The organism is Pseudomonas sp. Au-Pse12, from assembly GCF_021341665.1.
Taxonomy (GTDB): Bacteria; Pseudomonadota; Gammaproteobacteria; order Pseudomonadales; family Pseudomonadaceae; genus Aquipseudomonas.
The window spans coordinates 61,679-79,577 of record NZ_JAJTTH010000006.1; the positions used below are offsets into that span (position 1 = coordinate 61,679).

At 62.2% G+C, this 17,899-nt stretch carries 16 protein-coding genes; 2 read left to right on the plus strand and 14 right to left on the minus strand.

The features are described 5' to 3' along the window. The 12 genes from LXM55_RS17940 to LXM55_RS17995 form a co-directional block, all read right to left on the minus strand. The gene (locus LXM55_RS17940; protein WP_233321571.1) at positions 1-1,935 is read right to left on the minus strand and encodes a methyl-accepting chemotaxis protein; all 1,935 of its coding nucleotides are present in this window, start codon (positions 1,933-1,935) and stop codon (positions 1-3) included. Between the two features lie 139 nt (positions 1,936-2,074). Continuing rightward, the gene (locus tag LXM55_RS17945; protein WP_047283686.1) at positions 2,075-3,367 is read right to left on the minus strand and encodes an adenylosuccinate synthase; all 1,293 of its coding nucleotides are present in this window, start codon (positions 3,365-3,367) and stop codon (positions 2,075-2,077) included. 54 nt (positions 3,368-3,421) lie between these two features. Then, the gene (locus LXM55_RS17950) at positions 3,422-4,609 is read right to left on the minus strand and encodes an ATP phosphoribosyltransferase regulatory subunit (protein WP_233321572.1); all 1,188 of its coding nucleotides are present in this window, start codon (positions 4,607-4,609) and stop codon (positions 3,422-3,424) included. Between the two features lie 292 nt (positions 4,610-4,901). Next, positions 4,902-5,771 carry a protease modulator HflC gene (gene hflC / locus LXM55_RS17955; protein WP_011058941.1) on the minus strand — a complete coding sequence of 290 codons (870 nt, stop codon included), beginning with the start codon at positions 5,769-5,771 and terminating at the stop codon, positions 4,902-4,904. Continuing rightward, on the minus strand, positions 5,771-6,949 hold the full coding sequence (gene hflK / locus LXM55_RS17960) for an FtsH protease activity modulator HflK (protein ID WP_233321573.1): 1,179 nt from the start codon (positions 6,947-6,949) through the stop codon (positions 5,771-5,773). Before hflK ends, hflC begins: the two co-directional genes overlap by 1 nt. A 96-nt stretch (positions 6,950-7,045) precedes the next feature. After that, positions 7,046-8,347 (minus strand): ribosome rescue GTPase HflX, encoded by a 1,302-nt coding sequence (gene hflX / locus LXM55_RS17965; protein WP_233321575.1) that lies wholly within the window; start codon positions 8,345-8,347, stop codon positions 7,046-7,048. 12 nt (positions 8,348-8,359) lie between these two features. Then, on the minus strand, positions 8,360-8,620 hold the full coding sequence (hfq, locus tag LXM55_RS17970; protein WP_007921378.1) for an RNA chaperone Hfq: 261 nt from the start codon (positions 8,618-8,620) through the stop codon (positions 8,360-8,362). Positions 8,621-8,712: 92 nt separating this feature from the next. After that, positions 8,713-9,684 carry a tRNA (adenosine(37)-N6)-dimethylallyltransferase MiaA gene (gene miaA / locus LXM55_RS17975; RefSeq protein WP_233321576.1) on the minus strand — a complete coding sequence of 324 codons (972 nt, stop codon included), beginning with the start codon at positions 9,682-9,684 and terminating at the stop codon, positions 8,713-8,715. Further along, complete coding sequence (gene mutL, locus LXM55_RS17980) at positions 9,684-11,594, minus strand: DNA mismatch repair endonuclease MutL (RefSeq protein WP_233321577.1); 1,911 nt, start codon at positions 11,592-11,594, stop codon at positions 9,684-9,686. Before mutL ends, miaA begins: the two co-directional genes overlap by 1 nt. Continuing rightward, a complete protein-coding gene (locus LXM55_RS17985) occupies positions 11,591-13,018 on the minus strand; it encodes an N-acetylmuramoyl-L-alanine amidase (protein ID WP_233321579.1) in 1,428 nt (475 codons plus the stop codon). Before LXM55_RS17985 ends, mutL begins: the two co-directional genes overlap by 4 nt. Before the next feature lie 3 nt (positions 13,019-13,021). Next, positions 13,022-13,492, minus strand: a complete 471-nt coding sequence (tsaE, locus tag LXM55_RS17990) for a tRNA (adenosine(37)-N6)-threonylcarbamoyltransferase complex ATPase subunit type 1 TsaE (RefSeq protein ID WP_233321581.1) — start codon at positions 13,490-13,492, stop codon at positions 13,022-13,024. Continuing rightward, complete coding sequence (locus tag LXM55_RS17995) at positions 13,480-14,340, minus strand: NAD(P)H-hydrate dehydratase (protein WP_233321583.1); 861 nt, start codon at positions 14,338-14,340, stop codon at positions 13,480-13,482. Before LXM55_RS17995 ends, tsaE begins: the two co-directional genes overlap by 13 nt. A 63-nt stretch (positions 14,341-14,403) precedes the next feature. Here LXM55_RS17995 and queG point away from each other — a divergent pair, with 63 nt between their 5' ends. After that, a complete protein-coding gene (gene queG / locus LXM55_RS18000) occupies positions 14,404-15,483 on the plus strand; it encodes a tRNA epoxyqueuosine(34) reductase QueG (protein ID WP_233321584.1) in 1,080 nt (359 codons plus the stop codon). Here queG and LXM55_RS18005 read toward each other — a convergent pair. Further along, a complete protein-coding gene (locus LXM55_RS18005) occupies positions 15,465-16,079 on the minus strand; it encodes a trimeric intracellular cation channel family protein (RefSeq protein WP_173655924.1) in 615 nt (204 codons plus the stop codon). The two genes, queG and LXM55_RS18005, sit on opposite strands and share 19 nt — an antisense overlap. A 117-nt stretch (positions 16,080-16,196) precedes the next feature. Beyond that, a complete protein-coding gene (gene orn, locus LXM55_RS18010; protein ID WP_011058931.1) occupies positions 16,197-16,739 on the minus strand; it encodes an oligoribonuclease in 543 nt (180 codons plus the stop codon). 108 nt (positions 16,740-16,847) lie between these two features. Here orn and rsgA point away from each other — a divergent pair, with 108 nt between their 5' ends. After that, a complete protein-coding gene (gene rsgA, locus LXM55_RS18015) occupies positions 16,848-17,879 on the plus strand; it encodes a small ribosomal subunit biogenesis GTPase RsgA (protein ID WP_233321586.1) in 1,032 nt (343 codons plus the stop codon). The last annotated feature ends 20 nt before the right edge of the window (positions 17,880-17,899 follow it).

Below are 17,899 nucleotides of genomic sequence, written 5' to 3' on the forward strand. Positions count from 1 at the left end.
TCAGGCGCGGAACTGGCCGAGGCTGGCCTTGAGCTGCGCCGCCAGGCTGTCCAGCACCTTGCCACTGGCCGTGGTTTCCACCACCGCCTGGGCCGCACGCTCGGCCTGGGCATGGATGGTTTCCACCCGCCCACGCACCGCCTGCGCGCCCTGAGCCTGATGGGCCGCGGCCTGAGTGGCCAGGCCAATGGCGGCATGTACCTGCTCGACCGAAGACTGCACCGTCTGCTGCAGACGGGCACTGTCACGCAGCACCAGCAAGCCCTCGCTGGCCTGGCGCCCAGCCTGACCAATGGCCGCCACCGCCTCCCGCGCGCCCTGCTGCAACGCCCCGATATGGGCCTGGATATCGCCAGTGGAGCTTTGGGTCTTGCTGGCCAGGGCCCGGACCTCATCCGCCACCACGGCAAACCCGCGCCCGGTCTCGCCGGCTCGCGCGGCTTCGATCGCAGCATTCAATGCCAGCAGATTGGTCTGCTCGGCGATGCCATGAATCACCGTCAGCACCACCTCGATCTGTTCACTTTGCTGCGCCAGACGCTCGATCACCTTGGCCCCGGTATCCACCTGCCCGGCCAACGCCTCGATCAAGCTGCCAACCTGCTCGGAGGTGCGAGTGTTCTCATCCGTTGCCTGGCGGATCTCCACCACCTGCTGCAACGCCGCCTGCATTGCCTGACTTTCCGCCTGTGCTTCGTCAGCCATTTGCGACAAGGCCCGCAGGCTTTCCGCCACCTCGTCGCGCTGCGCTTCAGCCGCCGCATCGGCGCCAGCATTACGCTGGCTCATGGCGCCGATCTCGATCCCCGTGCGCTGCGCCACATCACCCGCCTCACGCACGATAGGCTGCAACTTATCCACAAAGCGATTCACCGCCGACGCCATGTCGCCAATCTCGTCATTGCCGTTGAGCGGAACGCGCTTGGTCAGGTCGCCCTCGCCCGCCGCCAGGTCATTGAGCGCGGCAATCAGCAAATGCAGCTTGCTCACCACCCGACGCCCCAGCACCACCGCCAGCAACAGAAGCAGGGCCAGGCCGACCAAGGCCAGGCCGACGCCGATCTGCCAGCGCAGGGTTGCAGCCGCTTCCTGCACCGTACTCGCGGTATTGGCCTGCATCTGCGCCGCCGTACCCTGAGCAGACTGCAGGCGCGACCGCATGGCCGCCGAACTGTCGGCGGAAGCCCCCTTGAGGCTGTCGCCAACCAACTGATCACTGCTGGCAATCAAGGCACTGAAGCGCTGATCCAGAGCGGCGATATCAGCCTCCACCGAAGCGGTGGAGACCCCCATCAGCACCTTGCCGATTTCCACCCCATTGGGATTGATCGAGGCTTCAAGGTAATACACCGAAGGATCGCTCTTCGCTGCATCCAGCACCTTGTCCAGGGCCCGATCGCCCTTGCCCTTTTCCAGCAGCGCCTTGTTGATCGGGTTCTCACGATTCAGATAGCGGGTCAGGTGCTCCCCCGCCGCATCGTCATAGACCACGAACAACACATTGGGATTGCGCTGAGCCCGGCGCGCGAACTCGGACAAGGTCGGCACGTCGCTGTCCCACATGGCGCGAGGCGCCACGGAAGCCAACAATTGAGCCATGTCATTGGCAGAGTCCTTCAGATCCTTCTCCAGGGCCGCACGCAGTTGCACCTGCTCTTCCTTCAGACGAGAAGACAGGCCAGCCGTGAGGCGCTGACGGGTACTGCTGGAGAGACTCTCCAGGCTGGAGGTGACTTCTTTGCCCGCTTGCTCGAGCTCACCAGCCAATTTCTGGCTGTCTCCCCCCAGGCGCGTAGCCAGATCCGCCTCAAGGGCGGTGACCGTGCTCCGAGTCAGGGCAACGGCTACCAGCACTTGCACCAAAAGGGCGATACCAAGAGTAACGAACACAGGCCGCAATAAACGGCTTTGTAACAGTGAGAGAACGGCCGACACAGGAAATCCCTCTACTTTTGACGCCATTATTCTGATGGCACTCTAGAAGTGAATTTCACAGCAAGGGTCGTGCCGCGCGACCGACAGAAACGACAAAGGGCCCGATCAAGGGCCCTTTGGTTTTTACATCAACAACTTATCAAGCGAACGGATGACGCAGAACGATGGTCTCGTTGCGGTCCGGGCCCGTCGAAATAATGTCGATCGGCGCGCCGACCAACTCTTCGATGCGCTTGATGTAGGCCTGGGCGGCGGCAGGCAGCTCTTCCAGGGTCTTGGCGCCCAGGGTCGATTCGCTCCAACCCGGCATCTGCTCGTACACCGGCTCCAGGCCGATGTAGCTGTCAGCGTCGGTTGGCGCGTCAATGACTGCACCATCCTGGTTCTTGTAGCCGACACAGATGTTGATGGTTTCCAGGCCGTCCAGTACGTCCAGCTTGGTCAGGCACAGGCCCGAGATGCTGTTGACGTCGATGGCGCGACGCAGGATCACGGCATCGAACCAACCGCAACGACGGGCACGACCGGTGGTCGCGCCGAACTCGTGGCCACGCTTGGCCAGGAACGCGCCGACGTCGTCGAACAGTTCAGTCGGGAATGGACCGGAACCCACACGGGTGGTGTAAGCCTTGGTGATGCCCAGGATGTAGTCCAGGTACATCGGGCCCACACCGGAACCAGTAGCAATGCCGCCGGCGGTGGTGTTGGAGCTGGTGACGTACGGGTAGGTACCGTGGTCGATGTCCAGCAGCGAACCCTGGGCACCTTCGAACATGATGTCCTTGCCGGCGCGACGCAGCTGGTGCAGCTCGGCGGTCACGTCGAGCATCATCGGCTTGAGCAGCTCGGCGTATTCCATGCATTCGTCCAGCGTCTTCTGGAAGTCGATGGCCGGCTCTTTGTAGTAATTCACCAGGACAAAGTTGTGGTAGTCCAGCAACTCGCCCAGCTTGGCGGCGAAACGCTCGCGGTGGAACAGATCACCGATGCGCAAGCCACGACGCGCAACCTTGTCTTCGTAAGCCGGGCCGATGCCGCGACCGGTGGTACCGATCTTCTGCTCGCCACGGGCTTTCTCGCGGGCCTGGTCCAGGGCCACGTGATAGGACAGGATCAGCGGGCAGGACGGGCTGATACGCAGGCGCTCACGCACAGGTACGCCTTTCTCTTCCAGCTTGACGATTTCACGCATCAAGGCATCCGGTGCAACCACCACGCCATTGCCGATCAGGCACTGCACGCCTTCGCGCAGCACGCCGGACGGAATCAGGTGCAGGACGGTCTTCTCACCGTCGATCACCAGGGTGTGGCCAGCATTGTGGCCACCTTGGTAGCGCACTACGGCGGCGGCATGTTCGGTCAGCAGATCAACGATCTTGCCTTTGCCCTCATCACCCCATTGGGTGCCCAGGACTACGACATTCTTACCCATAACACTTGTCCTCATTCGCGCAAACTTGGTGCCGGCAGCCGCCGGCAGGAAAACTCAAGAAGCCAGCGGCAATACTTGCCAAAGCCCATTCTGCTGAATCAATTGCCGGTCGCAGTCCGCTTCACGGGCGGCGGCCAAAGGCTGCCCAGGCAACGCCTGAACCACACGTTGACCCTCACTGCGCAACTGGCAGACGGCCTGCCAAAGTGCCGCGTCAGTGTTGTCTGGCATCCAGATACCGCCAGACGGTAGCTCGACTTCAGCACGCCCCAGGGTCACCAGGGTTTTCAAATCGGTGGAAAAGCCGGTCGCCGGACGGGCACGCCCGAAATCCGCGCCAATGTCATCGTAGCGACCGCCCTGGGCGATGGATTGACCCACGCCCGGTACAAATACCGCGAACACTACGCCGGTGTGATAGTGGTAGCCGCGCAACTCGCCCAGATCGAAATACAGCGGCAAGTCCGGGAACCGCACGGACAGACGCTCGGCGATGGTCAGCAATTCATCCAGCGCCAACAACACCGAAGTCGGCGCGCCGGCCAGGCGACGGCGGGCATCGCCGAGTACTTCGCGACTGCCGCACAGGTCCACCAGGGAACGCAGCATGTCCGCCAGGTCGGCAGGCAGGCCTTCGGTCAGGCTGATGACTTCATCGATGGCCTTGCGTTGCAGGGCATCGAACAGTTGCTGTTCTACCGCGCCGGACAGGCCGGCAGCCTGGGCCAGGCCACGGTAGATACCCACATGCCCCAGATCCATGTGCACATCCGGCACATCGGCCAGTTGCAGCATGGCCAGCATCAGGCTGATGACTTCGACGTCGCTGCTCGGGCTGGCATCGCCATACAACTCGGCACCCAACTGGATCGGGCTGCGCGAGGACGACAAGGCCCGCGGCTGCGCATGCAGCACGCTGCCGGCATAGCACAGGCGGCTAGGCCCTTCGCGACGCAGGGTGTGAGCATCGATACGCGCCACCTGCGGCGTGATGTCGGCACGGAAACCCATCTGCCGGCCCGACTGCGGGTCGATGACCTTGAAGGTGCGCAGATCCAGATCCTGGCCGGCGCCGGTCAGCAGGGATTCCAGGTATTCGATATGGGGAGTAACGACAAACTCGTAACCCCAGCTCTGAAACAGATCCAACACCTGACGACGCGCCACTTCGATGCGCGCCGCTTCCGGCGGCAATACTTCTTCGATGCCATCTGGCAGCAGCCAGCGGTCTACCGTTGCCATTACGCCATTCCCCTATGGTCCGGGCGGCAAGCCTGGGGCCAGCCTTAGAGTGAAGCAGAAAACAGTCGCATCCGACGCGAGCTCAGCCGGACAGGCAGCCAGGAATCAGCTGTACAGACCATTTTCCTCGAAAAATCTCGCCGGACTCTTGAACGAGCCACGGCCAATCAAAGATGCAGACGCAAAAAAGCCGGGAATTTCCCGGCTGCCGCATCATACACCCGTTTTCCCAAAGGATCACCCCGCGAGGCATTTTAGCCGCCCGGCGGGGTGCCCCAGGATCAGGGCCTGATCAAGGCTTGGACTTTTCCAGGTAGTGGAAGAAGTCGCTGCTTGGGTCCAGAACCATGACGTCGGATTTGTTCGCAAAACTTTCACGATAGGCACGCAGGCTGCGGTAGAACGCGTAGAACTCCTGGTCCTGGCCGTAGGCCTTGGCATAGATCGCCGCTGCCTGGGCATCACCATCACCGCGCGCCTCTTCAGACTCGCGATAAGCTTCAGCCAGCAACACGCGACGCTGACGATCGGCGTCAGCACGAATGCCTTCCGCCAGCTCGTTACCCTTGGCGCGGTGTTCACGGGCTTCACGCTCACGCTCGGTGCTCATGCGCTCGAACACGCTGCGGTTCACTTCCTTCGGCAGGTCGATGGCCTTGACCCGGACATCAACCACTTCGATGCCCAGCTCCTTTTCCGCCATCTTGTTCAGCGAAGCCGTGATATCCGCCATCAGCGCATCACGCTCGCCGGAAACCACTTCATGCAGGGTGCGTTTACCAAACTGGTCACGCAGGCCCGACTCCAGACGACGGGAAAGACGCTCGTCGGCGATCTGCTTGAGGCCGGAAGTCGCGGTGTAGAAGCGCTCGGCATCCTTCACGCGCCACTTGGCGTAGGCATCCACCATCACGGCTTTCTTTTCCAGGGTCAGGAAGCGCTGTGTCGGTGCATCCAGGGTCATCAGGCGCGCGTCGAACTTACGCACCTGGTTCACGTAGGGCACTTTCACATGCAGGCCAGGCTGGACATCCGCCTGGACCACACGACCGAACTGCAGCAACACCGCGCGCTCGGTCTGAGCGACGATGTAGAAGCTGTTCCAGGCAACCACCGCCACGACCACGCCCACGATCAGGGCGATCAGCGATTTATTGCTCATCAGCGACTCTCCCTAGAACGCGTCTGCTGCTGTTGCTGCATATGATCAGCCGCGGCGCGCGCATTCGCTTCATTGCTGGCCGCCGAAGCTGCCCCCGTTACCGGAGCAGCGCCGCTACGACCACTGTCGATCATCTTGTCCAGCGGCAGGTAGAGCAGATTGTTCTGCCCGCCCTTGCTGCCAGTCACCAACACCTTGCTGGTGTTGCTGAAGACTTCCTGCATGGTGTCCAGGTACAGACGCTGACGCGTGACTTCAGGCGCCTTGCGGTACTCGGCAACCAGCTTGGTGAAGCGATCCGCCTCACCCTTGGCCCGCGATACCACTTCATCGCGGTAACCGTTGGCATCCTCGAGGATGCGCTGGGCCTGACCACGAGCTTCCGGCACAACGCCATTGGCATAGGTTTCAGCCTGGTTGCGCGAACGCTGCTCGTCTTCACGGGCACGGATCACGTCATCGAAGGCTTCCTGCACTTCACGCGGTGCCGCTGCGCTCTGTACGTTCACCTGGGTCACGGTAATGCCGGTGCGGTAGTTGTCGAGGAAGCGTTGCAGACGCTCCTTGATCTCGCTGGCCATCAATTCACGACCTTCGGTCAGCACCTGGTCCATGGCGGTGGAGCCCACCACGTGGCGCAGGGCGCTGTCGGTCGCATGCTGCAGGCTGATTTCCGGCTGATCGACGTTCAGCACGAAGTCCTGCAGGTTGCTGATCTTGTACTGCACGGTCAGTGGCACTTCGACGATGTTCTCGTCCTCAGTGAGCATCTGCCCCTGCTTGGTATAGGCACGCTCGCGCGTGACGTTTTCCATGTACTTGCGATCGATCGGCGGGAAGTAGATGTTCAGACCCGGGCCGACGGTTTCGTAGTATTTGCCGAAGCGCAGCACCACGGCCTGCTCCTGCTCATCCACTACATACACCGCGCTGTACAGCCACACGGCCGCCAGCACGGCGAGACCGATACCCAGCAGGCCAAAACCACCGCCCTTGCCGGAACTACCGCCGTCATCACCACGTTTCTTACCACCACCGAACAACCCATTCAGGCTTTCCTGCAGCTTACGGAAGGCCTCGTCGAGATCTGGTGGCCCCTTGCGATCGCCATTATTGCGGCGCTTACCACCCCAAGGGTCCTGATTATTCGAGTTGCCACCCGGCTCATTCCAAGCCATAGCGCTCTCCATCTGATAAAGCAAAGACGCACCCACGGCGCGCCGACCAATGCTACAGAATGCCTGCTACAGCGGCACAACCGCTTGCCCAGGCTTTTATTGCAAAGTGTGTTGCTCGATGAAGTCCGACGGCTGCATGCCCTCGCGACTCACCAGCCGATTCAACTCGGCCCGTGGCAGGCGAACAGCAAGCAGACTGACACCTTCGTCGTCGTGATCTTCTTTCTGCACAGCGTTCAACTGGAAAAACTGTGCTCGCAGTCGAGCAAAACGCTGAGGCAAGCGCAAGGTGCCCACGAACAAATCTTCACCCAGCAGCTCGGCGATGGCCTGCTTGAGCAGATCCAACCCCTGACCATCACGGGCCGACAACCAGACCCGCTGCGGCTTGCCGTCAGGGTCGCGCTGAATCTGAGGCTCTACTCCCTCAAGCAAATCGAGTTTGTTATAGACCTCCAGGATCGGCAAGTCTTGAGCCCCGATCTCCCCCAGCACCACCATCACCTGCTCGATCTGAGCCATGCGCTCGGGCTCATGGGCATCGATCACATGCAGCAGCAGGTCGGAGTTGCTCGACTCTTCGAGGGTAGCTCGAAATGCTTCCACCAACTTGTGCGGCAGGTGGCGAATGAAACCCACGGTATCGGCCAGCACGATCGGCCCCAAGTCATCCAGCTCAAGCCGGCGCAAGGTAGGGTCGAGGGTGGCGAACAACTGGTCGGCGGCAAAAACATCGGACTGGGTGATCGCATTGAACAACGTGGACTTGCCGGCGTTGGTATAGCCCACCAAAGACACTGAAGGGATATCCGCACGCTTGCGGCCTCGACGGGCCTGCTCACGCTGGCTGCGAACCTTTTCCAGGCGCGCCTTGATCTGTCGCAGACGCACTCGCAACAAGCGCCGGTCGGTTTCCAACTGGGTTTCACCGGGCCCGCGCAGACCAATACCGCCTTTCTGCCGCTCAAGGTGCGTCCAGCCACGAACCAGCCGCGTGCTCATGTGCTCAAGCTGGGCCAGTTCAACCTGGAGCTTGCCTTCATGGGTGCGCGCGCGCTGAGCGAAGATATCGAGAATCAGACCCGTGCGATCAATCACGCGACACTCGAATACACGTTCGAGGTTACGTTCCTGACTGGGTGTGAGGATGTGATTGAAAATCACCAGGTCTACCTGTTCGGCTTTGACCAGGTCGCGCAATTCCTCGACCTTGCCGCTGCCAACCAGGTATTTGGCGGTTGGCCGATGACGCGGCACGCTAACAAACGCGACGGTCTCGGCGCCGGCCGATAATGCCAGCTCCTGAAACTCCTGCGGATCTTCGCGCGCCTCAGGGTCCTGACCATCCAAGTGAACGAGAATGGCCCGTTCACCACCACCGTGGCGCTCAAAGAACAAAGGAGACTCCTATCAGGCGTTACCTGGCTCAGCGTCACCCTGTTCGGATTCAGATGCGCTAGGCAGACGAATCGGGCGAACTGGAACCACTGTAGAGATAGCGTGCTTGTAAACCATTTGGCTGACGGTGTTCTTCAGCAGAATGACGAACTGGTCGAAAGACTCGATCGTACCTTGCAGTTTGATCCCGTTGACCAGATAGATGGAAACCCCAACCTTCTCTTTACGCAATGTATTCAAGTAAGGGTCTTGTAGCGAATGCCCTTTTGACATGTGCCGCACTCCTTTAAGGATCAATAATAAAAATCAGAAAACAGATGGCCAAAGCCGTCACACCCCCAAGGATAGACGGCAATTGCAAGGACTCAGCTCAATATGGAGATCGTCCCTAAGTATTTCAAGGCGCGTGGCAGATTGTCGCAATCCAGGCTGTCCAACCATTGCAGGTCAGCCCAACTACGTAACCAGGTGAACTGGCGCTTCGCCAACTGGCGCGTGGCAATGATGCCCCGCTCCTGCATTTCGGCTGACGTCAGCTTGCCATCCAGATGATCCCAGACTTGGCGGTAGCCCACTGCACGTATAGACGGCAACCCGGCATGCAGGTCACTTCTGGAGCGCAGAGCTACGACCTCGTCAATGAATCCCTGTTCCAACATTTGTGTGAATCTTTGTGCAATACGCTGGTGCAGTACCTGACGATTCGCCGGAGCGATGGCCAGATTGGCGACAGTATAGGGCAATTGGCTGCGTCCCGATGCGCCTGCTTCAGTACTTTGCGCCAATTGACGCTGACGATGGGCCGTCATTGTCAGGCCACTGACCCGATAGACTTCCAGTGCCCGAGTCAGGCGCTGGGGATCATTGGGATGGATCCGCGCCGCCGACTCAGGATCGACCGCCGCCAGCTGGTCGTGCAGGGCCTGCCAACCAAAGCGCGCAGCCTCTTCCTCAAGCTCGGCGCGCACCTGCGGGTCCGCCGCGGGCATGTCCGCCAGCCCCTCGAGCAGCGCCTTGTAGTACAGCATGGTGCCACCCACCAGCAGCGGGATCTTGCCCCGGGCTGTGATGTCGGCCATGGCCGCCAGCGCATCGGCACGAAAATCCGCTGCCGAATAGCTCTCGGCAGGGTCGAGAATATCGATCAGGCGGTGAGGAAACTGTGCCAGCAACTCTCTGGAAGGCTTGGCGGTACCAATGTCCATGCCGCGATAGACCAAGGCCGAATCGACACTGATCAGCTCGCAGGGCAGCACCTTGGTCAGCTCGATGGCCAGGTCGGTCTTGCCCGCAGCGGTCGGGCCCATCAGGAAAATCGCTGGAGGAAGCTGAGTCATCAACGGCCGCGCAAAAAGAGTTTGTCCAGGTCGTCCAGGCCCAATTGGGTCCAGGTCGGCCGACCGTGGTTGCATTGACCGCTGCGCTCGGTGTTTTCCATGTCCCGCAGCAAGCCGTTCATTTCCGCCACGGCCAGGCGCCGGTTGGCGCGGATCGCGCCATGGCAGGCCATGGTGCCGAGCAACTCATTGAGATGGGCCTGGATCCGGTCGCTGGTGCCGTATTCCATCAGGTCCGCCAGCACGTCGTGCACCAGACGATTGGCTTCCGCCTGTTTCAACAATGCCGGGATCTGCCGAATGGCCAGGGACTCAGGCCCCAGACGCTGCAGCTCGAAGCCCAGGCGCTGGAACCAGCTCATATGCTCTTCCGCGCAGTCGGCTTCACGCTGACTGACGGCAATCGACTCCGGCACCAGCAGCGGCTGGCCACTCAGGCCCTCGCTGGCCATGGCCACCTTCAAGCGTTCGTACATGATCCGCTCGTGCGCTGCGTGCATATCCACCAACACCAGGCCCAGAGCGTTTTCCGCCAGGATGTAGATCCCCTTGAGCTGGGCCAGGGCATAGCCCAAAGGCGGAATGTCCTCCTGGCCGTCCGGCAGGGCTGCGGCCGGTGCCCCAGGCAACGGCGCGAAAAACTCACGATAGACACCTTGGCTTTCAGCAGCGGGCAGCACCGGCTGCGGGCGCGGGGTGTACTGATACTGATAGCCACTGCCGGCGCCCGTGCCCGGCGCGCTGGAGCCGGGCTGGGATTGCGGCGGCTCCAGAGCGAGGTTCGCGGCCAGGCGCATTTCGCCCTGAGGCCCGAACTCACCGGCCTCGAGGCCTGTCGGCCGGACTATACCGGCGACTGCCGCCGGCGCCGCCAACTGGTCTTCAGGGCGCACATCGCCGAGGGCCCGGTGCAACGTGCCATAGAGGAAGTCATGCACCATGCGTCCGTCACGGAAACGCACTTCGTGCTTGGTCGGGTGCACGTTGACATCGACCACCGAAGGGTCGACTTCGAAAAACAGCACAAAGGTCGGGTGCCGACCGTTGAACAGCACGTCGCGGTAGGCCTGGCGCACCGCATGGGCCACCAGCTTGTCTCGCACCGCACGACCGTTGACGTAGAAATACTGCAAGTCCGCCTGGCTGCGGGAAAAGGTCGGCAACCCTACCCAGCCCCACAGGTGCAAGCCGTTACGCTCGACCTCGATGGGCAGCGCCTGCTCCAGAAAGCCCGAACCACAGACGGCAGCCACACGCCGGGCACGAGCCGCGTCGTCCTTGGCTTCGTGCAGGCTGAGGATGCTCTTGCCGTTGTGGCGCAAGTGGAAAGCCACATCGAAACGCGCCAGCGCCAGGCGCTTGATCACTTCCTGCAGGTGATCGAACTCGGTCTTTTCCGCCTTGAGAAACTTGCGCCGCGCCGGGGTATTGAAGAACAAGTCGCGAACTTCCACCGAGGTGCCTACCGGGTGCGCCGCCGGCTGCACCCGTGGGGCCATGTCCCGACCTTCAGTTTCCACTTGCCAGGCCTGTTCGGCATCCCGGGTCCGCGAGGTCAGGGTCAGGCGCGCCACGGAGCTGATGGATGCCAGGGCCTCACCGCGAAACCCCAGGCTCATCACCCGTTCCAGGTCTTCCAGATCACGGATCTTGCTGGTGGCGTGTCGAGCCAGGGCCAGCGGCAGGTCGTCGGAGGAAATGCCGCTGCCGTCATCGCGCACCCGCAACAGCTTGACCCCGGCCTGCTCCACATCCACATCGATGCGCCTGGCGCCGGAGTCCAGGCTGTTTTCCAACAGCTCCTTGATCACCGAGGCCGGACGCTCAACCACCTCGCCCGCGGCGATCTGGTTGGCCAGGCGCGGGCTGAGCAGCTCGATGCGGGCGCCACTGATTACCGATTCACTCATTCCTTGGCCGCCAGTTCTGTACCGGGGATGGTCAGCACCTGCCCCACTTTCAATTCATCGCTCTTCAGGTTGTTGGCACTGCGCAGGGAAGCCGCGGAGACCTGATAGCGCACGGCGATCATGGCTAGGCTTTCCCCCGGGCTGACCCGATGATCACGTGGTCCCTGGGCGATCTTCCCGGAATCGCGCAGCCAGGCGATGTAAGTGCCAGGCGGTGGGTTCTGCTGGAAGAATTGCCGCACGCCACTGCTGATCGAGCGCGCCAGAGCCTGCTGATGGCTGGCGGTGGCCAGCTTCGAGGCTTCGTTGGAGTTGGAGATAAAGCCGGTTTCCACCAGGATCGACGGAATGTCCGGAGACTTGAGCACCATGAACCCGGCCTGTTCCACGCGCTGTTTGTGCAGCGGGGTCACGCGGCCAATGTTGTTCAGGACTTTCTGCCCGACATTCAGGCTGGAGGTCAGGGACGCCGTCATCGACAGGTCCAGCAATACCCCGGCGAGCATACGGTCCTTGTCATCCAGGCTGACGTTGCCGGCCCCGCCGATCAGGTCGGAACGGTTTTCGCTGTCTGCCAGCCAACGGGCGGTTTCCGAGGTTGCGCCACGCTCGGACAAGGCGAACACCGAAGCACCAAAGGCCGCGGCCGAAGGTGCGGCGTCGGCGTGAATCGAAACGAACAGGTCGGCGCCCTTCTTGCGGGCAATCTCGGTACGGCCGCGCAACGGAATGAAGTAGTCGCCGGTACGGGTCAACTCGGCGCGAAAGCCCTTGAGGCCGTTGACCTGGCGCTGCAGTTCACGGGCGATGGCCAGCACCACGTCTTTCTCATGCTGGCCACGCGAACCGGAGGCGCCTGGGTCTTCGCCGCCGTGACCGGCATCGATCACCACGATGATGTCGCGTTTGCCCGCCGGGGCCGGCGGCAGCTTGATCGCCGGCTCCGCCGGAGTGACGGGCACCGCCGGAACGGTGGCTACAGCGGGTGGAGGAGCAGCAGGCGGCGCGGCATCGGCCGGATTATCGAACAGGTCGACCACCAGGCGATTGCCATATTGAGCGTTGGGCGCCAGGGTAAAACTCTTTGGCGTAACGGCTTTTTTCAGGTCGATGACCACCCGCAGGTCACTTGGCGTGCGCTGCGCGGAACGCATGGCGGTAATCGGCGTATTGGCCGTGGCCACATTCAGCGGACCGCCGAGGGTCGCGCCATTGATATCGATCACCAGACGATCTGGGGCCGTCAGGGTAAAGACGCTGTGCTGAACCGGGCCGGACAGGTCGAATACCAGTCGCGTGTTATCCGGTGCCCGCCACAGGCGGACGCTGCGAACCTGTGTAGCGGCCACAGCATCGACGGCCAATGCCGTAAGCAACAGTCCTACGACAGCAACCAACGCGCGAATGCGCATACCTAACCCCATCAATTATTTGAATTCCAACGCCAAAGCGGCACACCAGGACTCGCCTCGCGAGCCTTGAGACAACAGATGCACAGAACGCCCATTGTTATGCGGGGTAATGGTAATGGTCAGGTCGGGCTTTGGCAAAAAGCCTGCACCACGCTGGGGCCACTCCAACAGGCACAATGCATCGCCCTCGAAGTAGTCGCGAATCCCCAGAAACTCCAGCTCTTCCGGATCGACCAGGCGGTACAAGTCGAAGTGAAAAGCCCGTACCGAGCCAATCTCGTAAGGCTCGACCAAGGTGAAGGTCGGGCTCTTCACCGCTCCAGCATGGCCCAGCCCGCGGATGATCCCTCGCGACAAGGTGGTTTTACCCGCTCCCAGGTCGCCCTCAAGAAAGATCACTCCAACGCCCCGTGTAACCTGGGCAATGCGTGCGCCAAACTCCACCATGGCCTGCTCATCAGCCAGAAAAAGGGTTAACTCAGACACGGTGATTGTTCCTCCAACAACTGACGAATGACTGGAATCAGATCACTGGCCGCCAGCCCACGGCCCAATTTGCCTTGCTGCTCACCCGCCCGGGCATGCAACCAGACCGCCAGGCAGGCGGCATCGAATGCCGACAACCCTTGCGCCAGCAGCGCGCCAACCAAGCCGGCCAGGACATCCCCCAAACCTGCCGTGGCCATTGCAGGATGCCCCGCATCACAACGAGCCAGCCGTCCGTCGGGACTGGCAACCAGGCTGCCGGCCCCCTTGAGCACCGCGACCGCTGTATATTTTTTACTCAATGCCAGAGCCGCTGCGGGGCGATCGGCTTGAATGTCAGCAGTGGAGATCCCCAGCAGCCGCGCCGCTTCCCCCGGATGCGGGGTGATCACGCTGCCCGCCGGCAGTTGCAGTTCACCCTGAGCCAGCAGGTTCAAGGCATCGGCATCCCACACCTGAGGCAAGGGTGCATTGGCCGCCGCCGACAGCAGGCTACGCCCCCAGGCGCCCTGCCCCAACCCGGGCCCGACCACCAGCACCGTGGCCCGAGCCAACAACCCCATCAACTGGTTGGCCGAATGCGTGCCCTGGGTCATGACCTCCGGCAAACGCGCTGCAGCGGCAGCCACGTGCTCGCTACGGGTTGCCAGGGACACCAGCCCCGCGCCACTGCGCAAGGCACTTTCCGCGCTCAACAAGGCCGCGCCGGCAAAACCACGGTCGCCGCCAATCAGCAACAGGTGCCCGAATTGGCCTTTATGGGCATCCAGGGATCGGCCACTCAGGCGCGGCAAATGGCCAGAAGTCAGCAACTGAACGTCAGGTAACGGGTGTTTTGTCTGCGGCATGCGTCTTCAAGCTCCGATGTCTGGCAGAATTATACGCACCTCAGCCCCGGTTTCTCTCGCCTCATGCCCGCTATTACCCAGGATCTCCCCGCTCTCGCCCAATCGATCAAAGACTGGGGCCGCGAACTGGGCTTTCAACAAGTTGGCATCAGCGGCCTGGACCTGGCCGAGCATGAGCAGCACCTGGAGCGTTGGCTCGCCGCCGGCTACCACGGCGAGATGGAATACATGGGCGCCCACGGCAGCAAGCGCTCCCACCCCGAGCAACTGGTGCCCGGCACCCTGCGGGTGGTCTCGCTGCGCATGGACTACCTGCCCGGCGACACCCAGATGGCCCAGCGCCTGGCCCAGCCTTCCAAGGCCTATGTCTCGCGCTACGCCCTAGGCCGCGACTATCACAAGCTGATCCGCAAGCGCGTGCAGCAATTGGCCGAGCGCATCCAGCACGCCATCGGCCCCTTTGGCTATCGCGCCTTCGTCGACAGCGCCCCCGTGCTGGAGAAGGCCATCGCCGAACAGGCCGGGCTGGGTTGGATCGGCAAGAACACCCTGGTGCTGAATCGCAAGGCTGGCAGCTACTTTTTCCTCAGCGAGCTGTTCGTCGACTTGCCACTGCCAGTGGACGCGCCCCACGCCACCGAACATTGCGGGCGCTGCACCGCCTGCCTGGACATCTGCCCGACCAACGCCTTCGTCGGCCCCTATGTGCTGGATGCGCGACGCTGCATTTCCTACCTGACCATCGAACTGAAAAACGCCATCCCCGAAGACCTGCGCCCGCTGATCGGCAACCGGGTGTTTGGTTGCGACGACTGCCAGATCGTCTGCCCCTGGAACCGCTTCGCCCGCCCCTCGGCAGAAGGTGACTTCAAGCCCCGGCACAACCTGGACAATGCCGAACTGGCGGAGCTGTTCATGTGGGACGAGGAAAAATTCCTCAGCAGCACCGAGGGCTCGCCCCTGCGCCGCGCCGGTTACGAGCGCTGGCTACGCAACCTGGCCGTGGGCCTGGGCAACGCCCCGTCGAGCATTCCCGTGCTGGAAGCCCTCAAGGCCCGCCAGGACTACCCGTCGGAACTGGTACGCGAGCACGTGCAGTGGGCCCTGGCCCAGCACGCCAACCGTCAATGTTCGTCGTTATAGACGAACTTGGGCATTTCCCAATGAAAACGGATGGCCAGCAGGCGCAATAGAAAGCCGCCGAACAGGGTGATCAGGATCGACTGCTCGCTGGGAAGTTGCAGGTAGATGCACAGCATGTAGCACCAGGCAGCGGCGAAGGACACGCTGGCGTACAGCTCGCGACGAAAGATCAACGGGATGTCGTTACAGAAGATATCCCGGAGGATGCCGCCAAACACCCCGGTGATCACCCCGCTGACCGAAGCCACCAGCATGCCGTGGCCCATTTCCAGGGCGGTCATGCAGCCGATCAGGGTAAAGGCCACCAGGCCCACGGCGTCGAGCACCAGGAACAGCGAACGCAGGTGACGCATCAAGGGCGCGATAAAGATCGTCACCAGGGCTGCCACCGAGGTCAACACCAGGTATTCCGGGTGTTTGACCCAGGTCAGCGGGTAGTGGCCCAGCAGCACATCTCGCACCGAACCGCCGCCGAGCGCGGTGACACAGGCGATCAGCACCACGCCGAACCAGTCCATGCCGCGCCGGCCGGCAGACAGGGCGCCGGTCATGGCTTCGGCGGTAATGGCGATCAGATAAAGCATCAACAGCATGATGGCGGTCCTTACGGGAAGGCGCGCAGTCTACTCAGTTGAAGCGAGCACCAAAAGAGGGCGGGCACGGGCGCTGGATTGCATCGCGCGCCCGTTCGCCGGCAAGCCGGCTTCGACAGGTCAGAACTTGATGAAGTGCTTGCGGTAGTGCTGGAGCTCGGCGATGGACTCGCGGATGTCGTCCAGGGCCAGGTGGGTACTGCCTTTCTTGAAGCTGTCGCGCACGTCCGGTGCCCAGCGCGCGGCCAGTTCCTTGAGGGTCGACACGTCCAGGTTGCGGTAGTGGAAGTAGCTTTCCAGGGCTTTCATGTGGCGATACAGGAAGCGCCGGTCCTGGCAGATGCTGTTGCCACAGATCGGCGACTTGCCCTTGGGCACCCACTGCTCGAGAAAGGCAATGGTCTGGGCCTCGGCCTCAGCCATGCTGATGCGGCTTTCACGCACGCGCTGGGTCAGACCGGAACCACCGTGCTGGCGGGTGTTCCATTCGTCCATGCCGGCCAGGATCTCGTCGCTCTGGTGGATGGCGATGACCGGCCCTTCAGCCAAGGTGTTGAGGTTGCTGTCGGTGACGATGGTCGCCATCTCGATGATGACGTCGGTGTCGGGGTTCAGACCGGTCATTTCCAGATCGATCCAAATCAGGTTCTGCGGGTTTTGCATGGGTGGGCTCCTCGGCGTAGTTGCGCAGTTTAGCCTAGAGGGCCTGCCCGGCGTGCTAAACTCGCCGCCGTTTTACCCAACCGCCGTAATTATCGACACGGAACACCAATGGCCAAACGCCAGCTCAATCGTCGCCAAAACTGGCGCATCGAAAAGATTCAGGGTGAGCGCGCTGCCCGCGCCGCCAAACGCGAGTCCTCCGCCGTAGAGGCGCTGGAGGGTGGCGACCTGGGCCCGGAACAGACCGGCCTGGTGATCGCTCACTTCGGCGTCCAGGTCGAGGTCGAGGCCCGCGAAGGCGAGCTGGCCGGCCAAGTGTTCCGCTGCTACCTGCGCGCCAACCTGCCGGCCCTGGTGACCGGTGATCAAGTCGTCTGGCGTGCCGGCAACCAGGGCATCGGGGTGATCGTCGCGCAACTGCCGCGCAGCACCGAGCTGTGCCGCCCGGACAGCCGCGGCCAGCTAAAACCGGTGGCCGCCAACGTCGACATGATCGTGATCGTGTTCGCGCCCATGCCCGAACCCCACGCCAACCTCATCGACCGCTACCTGGTGGCCGCCGAGCACGCCGGCATCCGCCCGTTGCTGCTACTGAACAAGGCCGACCTGATCGACGAGCAGAACGCCCCGGCGCTCAACGCCTTGCTCGCGGTCTACCGCCAGTTGGGCTATCCGCTGCTGGAAGTCTCGGCGCACCATGGCGACGGCATGGAGCAACTGCAAGCCCTGCTGGACGGGCGCATCAGTGTGTTCGTCGGTCAGTCGGGGGTGGGCAAGTCTTCGCTGGTCAACAGCCTGCTGCCGGAAGTTGAAACCCGGGTCGGCCCACTGTCGGAGTTCTCCGGCCAGGGCACCCACACCACCACTACGGCGCGGCTGTTCCACTTTCCTGGTGGCGGCGAACTGATCGACTCCCCGGGCATTCGCGAGTTCGGCCTGGGGCATGTCAGCCGTGCCGATGTCGAGGCCGGCTTCATCGAGTTCAACGACCTGCTGGGCACGTGCCGCTTCCGTGACTGCAAGCATGATCGAGAGCCTGGCTGCGCTCTGCTCAAGGCCCTGGAGGACGGGCGCATCCAGCAACAACGGATGAACAGCTACCGCTCGATCCTCGCCAGCCTGCCTGACAACAGCTACTGATTGAACTGCCGTAGAAACGA